This is a genomic window from Acinetobacter oleivorans DR1 (assembly GCF_000196795.1).
Lineage (GTDB): Bacteria > Pseudomonadota > Gammaproteobacteria > Pseudomonadales > Moraxellaceae > Acinetobacter > Acinetobacter oleivorans.
In genome coordinates, this window is sequence record NC_014259.1 from 365,944 (window position 1) to 379,995 (window position 14,052).

The following is a 14,052-nucleotide window of genomic DNA, read 5'->3' on the forward strand; positions in this document are numbered from 1 at the left end:
CTTCTTACTGCTAGTGAATGTTTAGCCAGTTCCCAAAAAGGAAAGGCTTAGTAATTAAATGGCAGCTCACCTCCCTGATCATGGACCGTTTCAAAAGTTCGAAGTCTTAGTTGTTCTTGTGATGAATTGAATTGTTGTTGGCGTAACTGTTGAATAGCTTGATTTTTGGCGCTATCACTCATGTTACTTTTAATAATTTCATCTCGACCATTGAGATAACTTGTGACCCTTTGTTGCCAAGCATTCCGCTCTGTATCTAAAGTTTCTAATCGTTGAGTCGCTTCGACTCCAACAAGTGCTGTACGCATCTGTCTAAGCTCTTCTGCTGAACCTTTACGAGCTTTAATTTGTTTGGTTAGGGTATGTAAATCATCAAGTTTAGAAAGTTCTTGCAGGTTTTGTTGCCAGTCTTCTGGAAGTTCTTCAAAACGTTCTTTAAGCTTTCGTGCTTTTTCAATTTCACTTAGAGAAGAATTTTCAAGTATCTGCATTCGATCTAGCGTATAGTTCTGATAGATATCTTCGCTCGAGAAAAGGCCTTCAATTTCAGAAGTCGAAAAGAAACGTTTTCTTATATCTTGAATTGAATTAAAGATCTTTTGAAAATAATTTTTATCTTGTTGTTTTGCAGAAGGTGTTTGGATTTGAGCAAGCTGTTCACGATATTTTAAATAGCGGGCCCATAAATCCATAATTTGTGAGCGGGCTGGCTCTAAATATTGTCCTTGAATGAATTTCCCAAAGTGATTTTTGATCTGTTCTAAATCGTTTTCGCCATATTGAGTAATAAAATATTCAAAGCAGTCGCGCGTTTGACTATTAACGACCAAATGTTGAGAACTATCAGTTTTTAACTGGCAGTTAACTTCGGTGTCTTGCTGACTTTTACTATGGTAAGCATCTTCATTTAACGATGAATGATCTGTGGGTTGAGCTGATGCTAAATTTTGAGCTGTATTTTCACTGACTTGGGCTGATGTGTTTTTTGAGTCAGGACTTAACCAATAGACACATGCAATGAGGCTCAAAATAAAAAATCCGAGCACGCACCACAATACCTTCTTCTGCATTCCGTGCATAAAGATATCTTCCTTAAGTTTTAATTTGTTGTTTTTTTACTCGATCATTAATGTGCCATAAAATAAGTGAAAAGGCACCTAAATATTGTGAAAATATCTTGTCGAATTTGCTAACATGTCGGCACTTTTTTCTAGCTTTGTGTTCCAGTAAAAATGACGACAAAAAATCAAAAAATTTCTCGTCGCCATATCAGTGGTGTATTTCTATTAAATAAACCATTAGGGCTCAGCTCAAATGCGGCTTTGCAAAAAGTGCGTTGGTTATATCGCGCCCAAAAAGCAGGTCATACTGGAGCTTTAGACCCATTGGCGACAGGTTTGCTCCCGATTTGTTTGGGAGAGGCTACCAAGTTCTCACATTATTTGCTGGACTCAACAAAGCGCTACCAAACTACTGTTCGCTTGGGGCAAACCACGACGACAGGTGATGTGGAAGGGGAGATTCTACAAGAACGCTCCGTTCCTGTTCTCAACCAAGAGCTTATTGAACAAACCTTAGAAAAATTTAGAGGTGATATTCAACAAGTTCCGCCGATGTATTCGGCTTTGAAAAAAGAAGGCAGACCATTATATGAGCTTGCCCGAAAAGGTATTGAAATTGAGCGTGAAGCCCGCCCAGTCACAATTTATGCTTTAGAGCTCATTGAATTTACCGAAAATAGTATCACTCTGGACGTCACTTGTTCTAAAGGAACATACATTCGTGTATTAGGTGAAGATATTGGTGAAGCACTTGGTTGTGGTGGGCATTTAACGATGCTAAACCGGACTCAAACAGGACATTTTGAGCTTATTCCGAGTTATACCATTGAATATCTGGAAAGCTTAACTGAAGAGCAAAGAGAAGCATTGTTACTACCAGTGTATGCGCCAATTGACCATTTCCTAAAAATTCAGGTGCCTGAAGGGCGTGAAAAATATTTTTGCAACGGTTTAGAAAGCAATATTGAGCATTCTGCAGAAGCAGAAGTTTTGGTTTTTTCGGGTGAGCGTTGTTTAGGCTTAGCTGAGATTACCGATAAAAAACGGTTGGTACCTAAGCGTATCTTAAATTTGTAGTAGATGTAGAGTATAGAGCATGGGCATGGAATGGGACGTTATCCTAAGTTTGATCTTTTTTGCGTTTACTGCGGGAGCAATTGATGCTGCTGTAGGTGGCGGTGGACTCATCCAGATTCCCGGGATCATGAGCACTTTTCCTAACATGTCGACTGCTACGGTAATTGGTACCAATAAAGTCTCATCCATTTTTGGTACTGCATCGGCTGCTTATACATTTGCTAAAAAAGTAAAATTGCAGTGGAAGCTTTTAGCAGTTATTGCCATTTGTGCTCTGATTAGCTCTTTTGCTGGGGCAGCTTGTCTATCGCTTATTCCTCAATCGGTATTACGTCCTTTCGTGTTCGTGATGTTGATTGTGATTGCCGTTTATACGCTAGTTAAAAAGAACTTCGGGCAGGTTCACACTGAGCAAAAAATTACCAATAAAATGCTGATTTTAGCTGCTATAGGTAGTTTGGCGATCGGTTTTTATGACGGTATTTTTGGGCCAGGTACAGGTAGTTTCTTTATTTTCTTCTTTATCCGTTTTTTACAAGTTGATTTCTTGCATGCTTCAGCTTTGTCAAAAATCGGTAACTTTATGACGAACTTAGCTGCTTTGAGTTTCCTCATTCCGACAGGTCACGCTATTTTGCATATCGGTTTAATGATGGCCGTTGCAAACGTGCTTGGTTCTGTTGTTGGGGTCCGTACCGCGCTTAAATACGGTAGTGGATTTGTCCGTATTATCTTTTTAATTTTGGTGAGTATCCTGATTTGCCGTTTGGGCTATCAAATGTTTGTTACGGGTTAAATAAGATTAAAAGTATGAGCTGTTCCTAAAATGCAGTTCATACTTTTATGTATCATTTAAAATTAGAAATATAAAAATCATTACAGAAGTTTACTAGAAAGAAAACTGTGTAAAAAATAGTCTCATTTTAAGCTACTTAAACATTATAAATTTCAACGTATGATAAACCTTGAAATAAAAAAGATTTTTTAGCTAAAAAATGAGGAAGAGAATGAATATTTTCGAAGCATTAAGAGAAAGCCATGAAAATCAACGTAACCTTTCTGAACAACTTATTCAGACACATGGTTTAACTGAAGAAAGAAAAGAACTATTTGATGCATTAAAAAATGAACTTTATGCCCATTCAGTTGCTGAAGACCGTTATCTCTATATTCCTTTAATGTTTGATGATGTCGGTTTAGATATTACGAGACATGCTTTATCTGAGCATCATGAAATGGATGAGTTGGTCGAGCAGCTCGAAAAAACCGATATGAGTAGCCCAAGCTGGTTAGCAACTGCCAAACAGTTGAGTGAAAAAGTCCATCATCATTTAAAAGAAGAAGAACATAAATTTTTTCAACAGGCGGGAAAAATTCTTAAAGATAGTGAAAAAGAAACGCTGGGTAATAAATATTTAAAGGAATATAAAAAGTATAAAAAGCAGCAATAGTATTTAACTATGCTACTTTTTTAGTACTTCTTAAAGTAACGCCAATTGATGCCAACATTACACAACCTAAAGCCACCCATTGCAGCATGCTGATTTCTTCGTGAAGTAATAAGAAACCCGTTAATGCTGCTAATGCTGGTGCTAAACTCGTTAGGGTGCCGTAAGTTAATTTAGTAAGTTGTTTGAGTGCCATTAAATCAAGTGCATATGGTATAGCAGTCGCTAAAATAGCAATAAGTAATGCTTTACCCCAGTACTGTGTTTCAAGTAATGCAGGAGCATTATGCCAGATGCTAATCGGTAGTAAGGTTAGAGCAGATAATCCAATTCCAATGGTTAAAGCGTGCATCCCTATATTTTGGGTCACAACTTTCTGACCAAAATAAATATAGAATGCCCAGCAAAATCCAGCACCTAGCGCGCAGGCAGCACCGATATAGGAAAAGTGGTGTTGTGTTGGGTCTTGCCAAGGCACCATCAATGCAATACCTAACATCGCAAATGCCACCCAAATATAGTCACTCTTTTGTTTAATGGAAAGTAGAGCTAGTCCTAAAGGACCAATGAACTCTAAGCCCACGGCAATTCCTTGAGGTAACTTTCCAAGCGACGTATAGAATAAAATATTCATGAGACCCAAAGATGCGCAGTACATCAATAAATCACGCCATTTTAAATAGGGTAAGCGTGACCAGATTTTCCATGAGCGGAACATGATCGCGACAATAACCGTTGCAAAACTCAGCCTTAAAACTGTAACGGTAAGAGGGTCTAATATTGCAATGAGCTGCTTAGCAAATGAAGCACTGATTTGATATGAGACCATCGACAGAATCATATATAGCACAGCAATAATGGGAAGATTCTGCATGGAAATACCCTAGGGCCTCATCTAATATTATTTAAAACTAATCAGTGTTAATTATAGCGAATGCCATGTTTTAACTCGTGGTTTCAGTCGATTTAACTTACCGTTTTTTCACGTTCCTGACGTGCTTTTTGGGTAGTTATGGTACAACCGACCGAAGCTGCAATAATTGTTGCAAGTGCCAGCCATTGATTCCATAACAAATATTCACCTAAAAAGATAAAACCAGAAAGTGCAGCAACTGCGGGCTCTAGGCTCATCAATGTTCCGAAACTTAAGGGCGTTAAATTACGTAGGGCTAGCATTTCTAAAGAAAAGGGTAATGCGCTGGCTAAAATTGCCAAACCAATAAAATAAACAAGATAGGGGAGCTCTATAACTTGCCCTATTGAGCCTGAGAAAAAAGTAATGGGTAATAAGATGCATGCGCCCACACTCATTCCTAAACATACAGTGTGATTGCCTGATATACCTGACGGTTTCTGTCCAGCAATAATATAAAGTGCCCAACATGCGCCAGCACTAACTGCAAATAATACTCCGATCCAATCCAGACTATGAGCCTGATTGAAAGGGAAAAGTAAAATGAGGCCAACAATCGCTAAACTGACCCAAACAAAATCATATTTTTGGCGTGCATGGTATAAGGCCACACTTAAGGGACCAATAAATTCAAAAGCAACTGCAATACCAATGGGTAACCGTTCAATTGACAGATAAAAAAGCGCGTTCATTCCTGCAAGAGCAAAGCCATACGCTAAAATAGCTTTCCAGCGGACCTGACTAAAATTGATTTGCCAAATTCTAAAAATAAAGGCAAGAATAATTGCACCTAAGCATAAGCGCATTGCTGAAACGGTAAGGGTGGGAAAGCTCTGGAACAGAAATTTAGCTAAAGATGCGCTGCTTTGTACGCTCAGCATAGCGAGAATAAGAAAACCCAACGCATGTAGCTGAGATTTCTGGTTCGAACTGGACATTTTATTATTTGATCGATTGGTATACTTTTCACATGATAATGTAAATGTCCATAAAAAAGCCACAGACAATGCTGTGGCTTTTAAATTTACAGTTCGTATTAGAACAATACGCGCACGCGAATTGTACCTTCAACTTCATGCAACATATCTAAAGCTTCGTGAGAAGCAGAAGCGTCAACGTCCATTACGAGGTAACCGATGTCACCTTTAGTCATAAGTGATTGACCAGAAATGTTGATGCCTTGCTCAGCAAACAAGTTGTTGATCTTAGACAATACGCCCGGTACGTTTTTGTGGATATGCAATAAACGGTGTTGACCAGCAGTCAATGGTAATGCGATTTCTGGGAAGTTTACCGCAGAAAGCGTCATACCCTTGTCAGAGTAAGCAACAAATTTCTCTGCAACTTCTAAACCGATGTTTGCTTGCGCTTCCATGGTTGAACCGCCAACGTGAGGAGTCAAAATCACATTGTCTAAGCCACGAAGTGGAGAAACAAACTCTTCGCCATTTGCTTTTGGTTCTTTAGGGAATACGTCAACCGCTGCACCAGCAATATGACCAGATTTGATGGCATCTGCTAAATCTTCAATCACTACACATGTACCACGTGCAGCATTTAGGAAGATTGCGCCTTCTTTCATTTTTGCAAATTGTGCTTTAGTGAAGAAGTTGCGTGTAGATGGAACATCAGGCACATGTAATGTAACTACATCAGCAGTCGCTAAAAGTTCGTCTAACGAACCAACTTGGCGAGCATTACCCATTGGTAATTTAGTTACTGCATCGTAATAAATCACATGCATACCTAAGCTTTCAGCAAGAACAGAAAGCTGAGAACCGATGGAACCGTAACCTACAATACCTAAAGTTTTGCCACGAGTTTCGAAAGAACCGACAGCAGACTTGTCCCAACCACCACGATGACAAGCCGCCGATTTTTCAGGAACACGGCGAAGAAGAAGAATTGTTTCAGCAAGTACAAGCTCTGCAACCGAACGCGTATTTGAATACGGTGCGTTAAATACAGGAATACCACGTGCCATAGCTGCTTTAAGATCAACTTGGTTTGTTCCGATACAGAAACAGCCCACTGCGATCAATTTATTTGCAGCTTCGAAAACTTCTTCAGTCAATTGGGTACGCGAACGAATACCAATAAAGTGAGCATCTTTAACAGCTTCTTTTAGCGCTTCGCCTTCAAGAGCAGTTTTGCGATAGTCAATATTGGTGTAACCCGCAGCGTTTAGAGTATCGACTGCGTTTTGGTGAACGCCTTCTAACAAAAGGAAACGGATTTTATCTTTAGGTAGTGAAAGATGTTGGCTCATTACGGCTCCGCTACAAAGGCCAAATTTGGTGGCGCTATCATAACATAATGGTCGGTACTATAGATATTTCGTTTGCGCCATCGTCTTATGGCAATTTTATCTATGTCTAATCACTTCTATTTATGGCTTGTGAGTCATTTAGAATAGGTTTGGTATGAGATTTAAATGCGATTTTTCTCTGAAACTCTCATAGAAAAGCATTTATTTACGTTAAACATGTTTTGTAGTGACAGTATCTCTATTCTGAACTTTATCGCTTGAGCTGTTGCATGTAGAATATAGGAGTTCCTTGAACATTATGGCTTTGCTCAGGTGAAAACCCTGAAAATATGAAGTCATATTCCCACCATAGTTTACTTCTTGCTAGGTCTGCAAACGATGAATGCTCCAGTCGCTTTAACACCTGAGTTACTCACCCAATTAACAGCAATCGTCGGTGAAAACCGTATTAAAACCGATGCTGATAGTCTCGAAAACTGGGGTAAAGATCATACCAAGCATTTTAATCCGAACCCATCGGTCATCGTTTTTCCATCGACCACTGAACAAGTTCAGGCAGTTGTAAAGCTTGCGAACCAGTTTAATATCGCGATTACACCGTCAGGTGGTCGTACTGGTCTCTCTGCGGGTGCTGTAGCAACTAATGGCGAAATTGTCATTAGCATGGACAAAATGAACCAGATTCTTGAGTTCTTCCCAGCAGATCGTATGGTACGAGTGCAAGCTGGTGTAGTGACTGAACAATTGCAAAACTATGCTGAAGAGCAAGGTATGTATTATCCGGTTGATTTCGCGTCAGCGGGTTCTAGTCAGATTGGCGGTAATATCGGTACCAATGCTGGTGGTATTAAAGTTATTAAATACGGCATGACACGTAATTGGGTGCTTGGTTTAACTGTTGTCACTGGTAAAGGCGATATTTTACGTTTAAACAAAGGCATGGTTAAAAATGCAACTGGTTATGCATTACAGCATTTGTTTATTGGTGGTGAAGGTACATTAGGTTTAGTGACTGAAGCGGAAATTAAACTTGAGCGCCAACCACAAAACTTACAAGTTTTAGTTTTAGGTGTTCCTGATTTTGACGCAGTAATGCCTGTATTACATGCATTCCAAAAAGATATCGATTTAACTGCATTTGAGTTCTTTGGTGAACTTGCAATGCAAAAAGTTTTAGATCATGGACATGTACAACGCCCATTTGAAACTCAATGTCCATTCTATGTATTGCTTGAGTTTGAAGCGCCATATGAGCCGATTCTCGATAAAGCAATGGAAATTTTCGAGCATTGTATGGAGCAGGGTTGGGTACTTGATGGCGTAATGAGCCAGAGTCTTGACCAAGTGGAAAGCTTATGGCGTTTACGCGAAGATATTTCTGAATCAATCGCGCCATTTATTCCATACAAAAATGATATTTCAGTATTAATTACTCACGTGCCTGCATTTATTCGTGAGATTGATGCAATTGTTCAAGAAAACTATCCTGATTTTGAAATTTGCTGGTTCGGTCATATCGGTGATGGTAATTTGCACTTAAATATTTTAAAACCTGAAAACTTAACCAAAGATGAGTTCTTTGCGAAGTGTCAGGTTGTGAATAAATATGTGTTCGATACCGTTAAAAAATACGATGGTTCAATCTCTGCCGAACATGGCGTAGGTATGACGAAAAAGCCATATTTGGAATATTCACGTTCGCCTGAAGAAATTGAATATATGAAAGCATTGAAGTTGGCATTTGACCCGAACGGGATTATGAACCCAGGTAAATTATTTGATCTTTAATACTTGATTGAATAAAAGAATTTCTGTTAAAAGCGTATCGAAAGATGCGCTTTTTTTATTGTTAGGAAAGAGTGAATGATAGAAAAACAAACTATTTGTCACGGGTATATTTGCTTACATCGTAAAGATATTGCTGCTGACTACGTGGATTTTCACACCAAGAATAATGATTTATATATCAGTATGGTTTTATTTATGAAAATAGAAGATTCAACTCATATGATACGCTTATATCTGAAAGATGAAGAAAAGAAAATTTTGGATGAGTTTTTGGTCTGTAAAATTGTATTTGGACAAATTTTAGATCAAGTTGTTTTGATGAAAAATTATTTAATTACAGATTTTCAAGGTAAAAATATAGGAGAAGCTTATATAACAGAAATTAAAGTATAAGCAGTGATAAAAATTATTTCTTGTAAGCTTTCCAACCCGTCACAATATGATAAATCAACGGTAAAAGACTAAGAGCAAAAAAGAAACAAAGTCCAATGGCCCACACAGGTAAATCCCTTGGATTACCTAAAAAGAAATAGGCAAAAATAGAATAAGACAACGTCGAAAACATCGCCATTGTTCCAAGTGGAAGCGTGACTTTAAAAATTAACGTACTAGCAAATGTTTTGTAGGGTTCCATGTCGCGCTTTAGACTATAGGCAATAATCATGAGCAACACATAACCTAAAATAAACAGCATAAATAAAGCGGCTGCAAACAATAGAATTGTTCGCCAGCTTTTTTCTTGTGCGGTGTGATCACCTGATTCATAAACAACAGTAATATGTTCACCAACTGCAGGTACATCACCAGAGCGAACTGAGTTGTCTAAAGTTAGAGTTCTGTTTTGATTATCTTTAAATTGAACCTGAGCAGTATGCATGAGTGTCTTGGTTTTATATTTACGCCCATTTGAGTCGGTACGTTCAGTATCTACCCATTCCGAAGTATAACTCACTACAGTTGCATCGTAAGTTGGTTTGGTTGCTAAGCCGTAGACTGCCTGAGAAACCCAATAAGTAAATGGAAAAAATAAAGCACTAATACTAAAAACCACGGCAAATAAATAAGCAAATTCAAACTTACTACTTTTACGATTTTTAGCTAAACGCTTGACCCAAAACTTGGTGAGTACAAATGACCAAATCATCAAAACTGCAACGACCACCAAGAAAACTTGTCCCGCATAAGTCAGTTGCATAACGATCCTATTTGTTATGTGTAATAGAAATTAATTTTATCAAACGATTGTCGTTAAAGTTGAGTGAGTAAGAACAATTATTTGATCTGTAAAAGAGTAGCTATCCTTAGAACTACATAGTTTCTACAGAGTAACCGAGCAAGGCATAGCATCATAAAGCTATGCCTTTTGTTTTTGGTGATAAAAATGCAACGTTTATTTTTAATTTCAGCGCTCTGTGCTGGACTTTTCACTGGGTGTGCGACGACCAGTAAATTAATTCCTTTTGTGGGTTCCGAAACCCCAATGCAACAAGTACTTAAAGCTCAACCTGAGATTGTAAAAGAGCATAACAATACCTCAGTTCAGCAAGTGTTTAACCGAGTAGAATCTCCAACAGTTTCTCGTATTGTTGTCATTCAAACAGGTTTAATGGATGACTCCATCTCTGCCATTCGAACAGAATATGCATTTAAATTAGTCGATGAAAAGTGGCAGTTGCAGAATAAGCAAAAAAGCTATCAGTGTGCGAGAGGGAAAGGCTCTAGAGGTTTCCAAACCCAGCTTTGTTCTTAAAATATAAAAAAAGACGATAAATATATCGTCTTTTTTTATGGGCTAAATTATACGCCGCTTTCTAAAATTTTAATTTTGACATCAATGACATCATCTTTAACTGCTTCATGATGTGCTTGCATATGAGGTGTAGCCAAATGTGCTTCAAGATGAGCAACACTTTCCCATTTTTCTAACATCACAATCGTGTCAGGCTCGTGAGTTTGGAAGCTCGCATTTGATTTGTGATCAATTAAAGGTTCATAACCATGACAACCATCTTCAGCTAAAACAGTTGGAATAATTTTTTGAAAAGCATCCAATACGTTTTGACGATGCTGCCCAGCTGATTTGGTGCGAATTTCTGCAATAATGGTTAGCATGGATTTCTCCTTATTAAGCTGCTACAAAAACACTATTTAAGTGTGCTTTATATTCTTCAATATAACTATCAACGTTAGGCATTTTAATCACGTCATTTACAATAAAAGTCGGTAATGTGCCCATGCCTAAGAACTGATTAGCTTTATGAAATGGTAAATAAACACCATCTACGCCTACGCCGTGGAAGAACTGATCTGCATCGTCAAATGCTTCCATTGGTGCATTCCAAGTGAGTGACAGCATATATTTTTTGTCATGAATTAAACCACCTGAACCATATTTTTTTGATGCATCAGAACGGCTACGACCATCATTTGCGTAAAGTGAACCATGACCTACAGTAAATACATCATCAATATATTTTTTTACAGTCCAAGGTGCACCCATCCACCAACCTGGCATTTGATAAATAACAACATCTGCCCATAAGAATTTTTCTACTTCAGCTTCTGCATTGTAGTCGCTATCTGCACGAGTCACTTGAACTTCATGGCCTAGTTCAGTGAGATGGTCGGTTGCCAATGTCGTGAGCGTGTCATTTAATTCACCATTTGAATGGGCAAATTGTTTGGCGCCATTAATCACTAAAATATTGCTCATGAGAGTTACTCTAATTAAATTCCTAAATTTGATGTGTACTTTAAGGAATTTACTCTTGTTGAAAAATGCATGAATTGGAAAAATATTATTGATTAAAAGTCACTAATATTGATTTGATGCATCATTTTATTTTCCACATTAAAGATGAACACTTTACAAAGTAGAACGGAAAAAATTATTTGTAGTCTTTAGCATTAAATTTGAGTAAATCTAAGAGATCATGTATGAGAAAAATGAGTTTGCTGATTGCTTTTAGCCTTGTAACGCTAACAGCATGTGCCCCAGCGAAAAATTCTTCTGCTCAACTTGCTGATAGCCCGATACAAGCGGTATTACTTGATCAGCCCGATCTTTTAAATGATGCAAACAATTTGGATATTTCACAGCAAATGAATGCTGCCGAGGATCCCTCTAATGCTCAAGTCACTATTTTACAGACAGATCCGAGCGAAGATGCGATAACAAAAGTCCGTACAGAATATTTATTAAAGCGAGACCAGCAAGTCTGGAAAATTGTTAATAAAAAGCAAAGCTATCAATGTACACAAGGACAAGATGCCCCAGACTTTCAAGTTAATCCTTGTCCTTAGTGCTTAATTTTTTATCGAATATGTGGATAACTTTGAGTTTGTGCACAACAAGAATTTGTGGGTATTTGAGTGCAAAAAACTGAAATTTAACCTTCTTGAAATTGCATGATTGCTGATCAATTTAAAAAGTGCTATTGTTGCGCTCGGTAATTGTGCCAATTGGTAAAAATTACCGAATCTCACGTCATATATTTTTTCTCGTTTTAGACACCTTGTGAATACGGTGTTTCACACTCTAAACATGCACTCTCACGGCATATAACAACTTAACTAAAGATTGATTGACCATACATGTCATCGTCATGACTACATCTTATTTTATAGGTAGTCGTACAGACATATGGCCGCTATTTTGAAGTGTACAACTCATGAAAAATATTCAAACGACAACGTTGAACCGTACAACGTTGATGTTTCCTTTGGCCTTAGTGCTATTTGAATTTGCGGTTTATATTGGCAATGACCTTATTCAGCCAGCAATGTTGGCTATTACTCAAGATTTTGGTGTAAGTGCAACTTGGGCACCATCTTCAATGTCATTTTATTTATTAGGTGGCGCTACGGTTGCGTGGTTACTTGGGCCATTGTCAGATCGTCTTGGACGTAAAAAAGTACTGCTAGCAGGGGTTTTGTTTTTTGCTCTATGCTGCTTCTTAATTTTACTAACACGGCAAATAGAACAGTTTCTAGCATTAAGGTTTTTGCAGGGAATTGGCTTAACTGTAATCTCCGCAGTCGGTTATGCCGCTATTCAAGAGAGTTTTGCCGAGCGTGATGCAATTAAAGTTATGGCACTCATGGCAAATATCTCGTTGCTTGCACCATTGCTGGGGCCTGTACTTGGAGCCTTTTTAATTGATTATGTGTCTTGGCATTGGGGCTTTGTCGCCATTGCTGTATTGGCATTACTCAGTTGGGTCGGTTTGAAAAAACAGATGCCAAGTCAGCAAGCCAGTGTAACTCGACAACCTTTTAGTTATCTTTTTGATGATTTTAAAAAGGTGTTTACTAATCGCCGTTTTTTAGGCTTAAGTCTTGCCTTACCGTTGGTGGGCATGCCTTTAATGCTTTGGATTGCTTTATCTCCAATCATTTTGGTAGATGAGTTAAAGCTCACTAGTGTGCAATATGGCTTGGCTCAATTTCCAGTATTTGTTGGTCTTATTGTAGGTAACATTGTCTTAATTAAAATTATTGACCGTCTAGCTTTAGGTAAAACTATTCTAATTGGCTTGCCGATTATGTTGATTGGGACACTCATTTTAATATTAGGAGTGGTGTGGCAAACCGATTTAATTCCTTGTTTGCTTACAGGCATGACGCTCATCTGTTTTGGTGAGGGAATTAGTTTTTCAGTTTTATATCGCTTTGCACTCATGTCATCTGAAGTATCAAAAGGAACTGTTGCAGCGGCCGTTTCGATGCTATTGATGATGAGCTTCTTTGCAATGATTGAGCTGGTACGTTACCTCTATACGCAATTTCATTTATGGGCCTTTGTATTATCTGCATTTACCTTTATTGCTCTTTGGTTTACTCAACCACGAAGTGCTTTAAAGCAGGAAATGCAAGAAAGAAAGCTCGAAGGAAATGATTAAATTAAAAATACCGGAATCGATATTCCGGTTTTTTTAGCTATTCTTTTAACATTTTTTCCATTTCCTCGCGGTCTGTTTCATAAGTACAACCTAATAATGTCATCGGACTTTTTCCGGTCATTTCTGATAAGTTGAGATTATGATAAACAGTAAAAGAATCTGCTGTTGCAGGTTCTGTCTTGACAGTGCGAACACCTCTAAAAAAAGGTAATGTTTTAAAGTCTGGATGCTGAGGAATATTAAATTTCTTTGAAAGTTGTTGAACATTTACATTACGAAAAACGGCAGTTATACCTTGACCAGCTAGGGCAATTTCGTTTGTCTTTAAACCAAACAGTTCAATGGGTTGATTAGTTTTATATAAATAAATGAAAGGTTGGTCTGAATCTTCAATTCTTTTAAAGCCAAGCGCTGATAAATTTTCATCATATTCAGAAGCAAAACTGGTATAAGTTTCTTGATCTGATTGACACTCTATAATCTTTTTTAAATCATTTATTTCAAATGCATATGATGTGCTACTCAGCAATAAAAAAGTGGCAGAAAGAAATTTATATATCTTTGGAAAGTACATTTTTATCCTCAATAAAGTGTT

At 37.8% G+C, this 14,052-nt stretch carries 16 protein-coding genes; 8 read left to right on the forward strand and 8 right to left on the reverse strand.

Features of this window, described 5'->3' with window-relative positions:
* Positions 1–47: 47 nt before the first annotated feature.
* A complete protein-coding gene (locus tag AOLE_RS01705; RefSeq protein ID WP_013196720.1) occupies positions 48–1,079 on the reverse strand; it encodes a lipase secretion chaperone in 1,032 nt (343 codons plus the stop codon).
* 153 nt (positions 1,080–1,232) lie between these two features.
* Here AOLE_RS01705 and truB point away from each other — a divergent pair, with 153 nt between their 5' ends.
* From truB to AOLE_RS01720, 3 genes are all read left to right on the forward strand, one after another.
* Positions 1,233–2,138, forward strand: coding sequence for a tRNA pseudouridine(55) synthase TruB (gene truB / locus AOLE_RS01710; protein WP_013196721.1), 906 nt, complete (start codon positions 1,233–1,235; stop codon positions 2,136–2,138).
* Between the two features lie 19 nt (positions 2,139–2,157).
* Positions 2,158–2,934, forward strand: a complete 777-nt coding sequence (locus AOLE_RS01715; protein ID WP_005301047.1) for a sulfite exporter TauE/SafE family protein — start codon at positions 2,158–2,160, stop codon at positions 2,932–2,934.
* 211 nt (positions 2,935–3,145) lie between these two features.
* A complete protein-coding gene (locus AOLE_RS01720; RefSeq protein WP_001019905.1) occupies positions 3,146–3,589 on the forward strand; it encodes a hemerythrin domain-containing protein in 444 nt (147 codons plus the stop codon).
* Positions 3,590–3,596: 7 nt separating this feature from the next.
* Here the strand turns inward: AOLE_RS01720 and AOLE_RS01725 are convergent, their stop codons facing one another.
* The 3 genes from AOLE_RS01725 to serA all read right to left on the reverse strand — a co-directional run bounded on the left by AOLE_RS01725 (position 3,597) and on the right by serA (position 6,768).
* Positions 3,597–4,460 carry an EamA family transporter gene (locus AOLE_RS01725; RefSeq protein ID WP_013196722.1) on the reverse strand — a complete coding sequence of 288 codons (864 nt, stop codon included), beginning with the start codon at positions 4,458–4,460 and terminating at the stop codon, positions 3,597–3,599.
* A gap of 92 nt (positions 4,461–4,552) precedes the next feature.
* Entirely contained in the window at positions 4,553–5,437 is an 885-nt protein-coding gene (locus AOLE_RS01730; RefSeq protein WP_013196723.1) for an EamA family transporter, read from the reverse strand.
* A gap of 98 nt (positions 5,438–5,535) precedes the next feature.
* Positions 5,536–6,768 carry a phosphoglycerate dehydrogenase gene (gene serA / locus AOLE_RS01735; RefSeq protein WP_004789759.1) on the reverse strand — a complete coding sequence of 411 codons (1,233 nt, stop codon included), beginning with the start codon at positions 6,766–6,768 and terminating at the stop codon, positions 5,536–5,538.
* A gap of 378 nt (positions 6,769–7,146) precedes the next feature.
* Between serA and AOLE_RS01740 the strand changes: the two genes are divergently transcribed.
* Positions 7,147–8,556 (forward strand): FAD-binding oxidoreductase, encoded by a 1,410-nt coding sequence (locus AOLE_RS01740; protein ID WP_013196725.1) that lies wholly within the window; start codon positions 7,147–7,149, stop codon positions 8,554–8,556.
* A 75-nt stretch (positions 8,557–8,631) separates the two neighbouring features.
* The gene (locus AOLE_RS01745) at positions 8,632–8,949 is read left to right on the forward strand and encodes a hypothetical protein (RefSeq protein ID WP_013196726.1); all 318 of its coding nucleotides are present in this window, start codon (positions 8,632–8,634) and stop codon (positions 8,947–8,949) included.
* Positions 8,950–8,962: 13 nt separating this feature from the next.
* On the opposite strand, the gene AOLE_RS01750 is transcribed toward AOLE_RS01745, so the two are convergent.
* Positions 8,963–9,751, reverse strand: coding sequence for a xanthine permease (locus AOLE_RS01750; protein WP_013196727.1), 789 nt, complete (start codon positions 9,749–9,751; stop codon positions 8,963–8,965).
* A gap of 186 nt (positions 9,752–9,937) precedes the next feature.
* On the opposite strand from AOLE_RS01750, the gene AOLE_RS01755 reads away from it, so the two are divergent.
* A complete protein-coding gene (locus tag AOLE_RS01755; RefSeq protein ID WP_013196728.1) occupies positions 9,938–10,306 on the forward strand; it encodes a hypothetical protein in 369 nt (122 codons plus the stop codon).
* Between the two features lie 47 nt (positions 10,307–10,353).
* Here the strand turns inward: AOLE_RS01755 and AOLE_RS01760 are convergent, their stop codons facing one another.
* Both AOLE_RS01760 and AOLE_RS01765 read right to left on the reverse strand, forming a co-directional pair.
* The gene (locus AOLE_RS01760; protein ID WP_013196729.1) at positions 10,354–10,668 is read right to left on the reverse strand and encodes a putative quinol monooxygenase; all 315 of its coding nucleotides are present in this window, start codon (positions 10,666–10,668) and stop codon (positions 10,354–10,356) included.
* Between the two features lie 13 nt (positions 10,669–10,681).
* Positions 10,682–11,269, reverse strand: a complete 588-nt coding sequence (locus AOLE_RS01765; RefSeq protein ID WP_013196730.1) for an NAD(P)H-dependent oxidoreductase — start codon at positions 11,267–11,269, stop codon at positions 10,682–10,684.
* Between the two features lie 224 nt (positions 11,270–11,493).
* On the opposite strand from AOLE_RS01765, the gene AOLE_RS01770 reads away from it, so the two are divergent.
* Together AOLE_RS01770 and craA are read left to right on the forward strand one after the other, a co-directional pair.
* Complete coding sequence (locus AOLE_RS01770; RefSeq protein ID WP_013196731.1) at positions 11,494–11,859, forward strand: hypothetical protein; 366 nt, start codon at positions 11,494–11,496, stop codon at positions 11,857–11,859.
* Positions 11,860–12,227: 368 nt separating this feature from the next.
* Complete coding sequence (gene craA / locus AOLE_RS01775) at positions 12,228–13,457, forward strand: chloramphenicol efflux MFS transporter CraA (RefSeq protein WP_013196732.1); 1,230 nt, start codon at positions 12,228–12,230, stop codon at positions 13,455–13,457.
* Between the two features lie 37 nt (positions 13,458–13,494).
* Here the strand turns inward: craA and AOLE_RS01780 are convergent, their stop codons facing one another.
* On the reverse strand, positions 13,495–14,031 hold the full coding sequence (locus AOLE_RS01780) for a hypothetical protein (RefSeq protein ID WP_013196733.1): 537 nt from the start codon (positions 14,029–14,031) through the stop codon (positions 13,495–13,497).
* Positions 14,032–14,052: the final 21 nt, after the last annotated feature.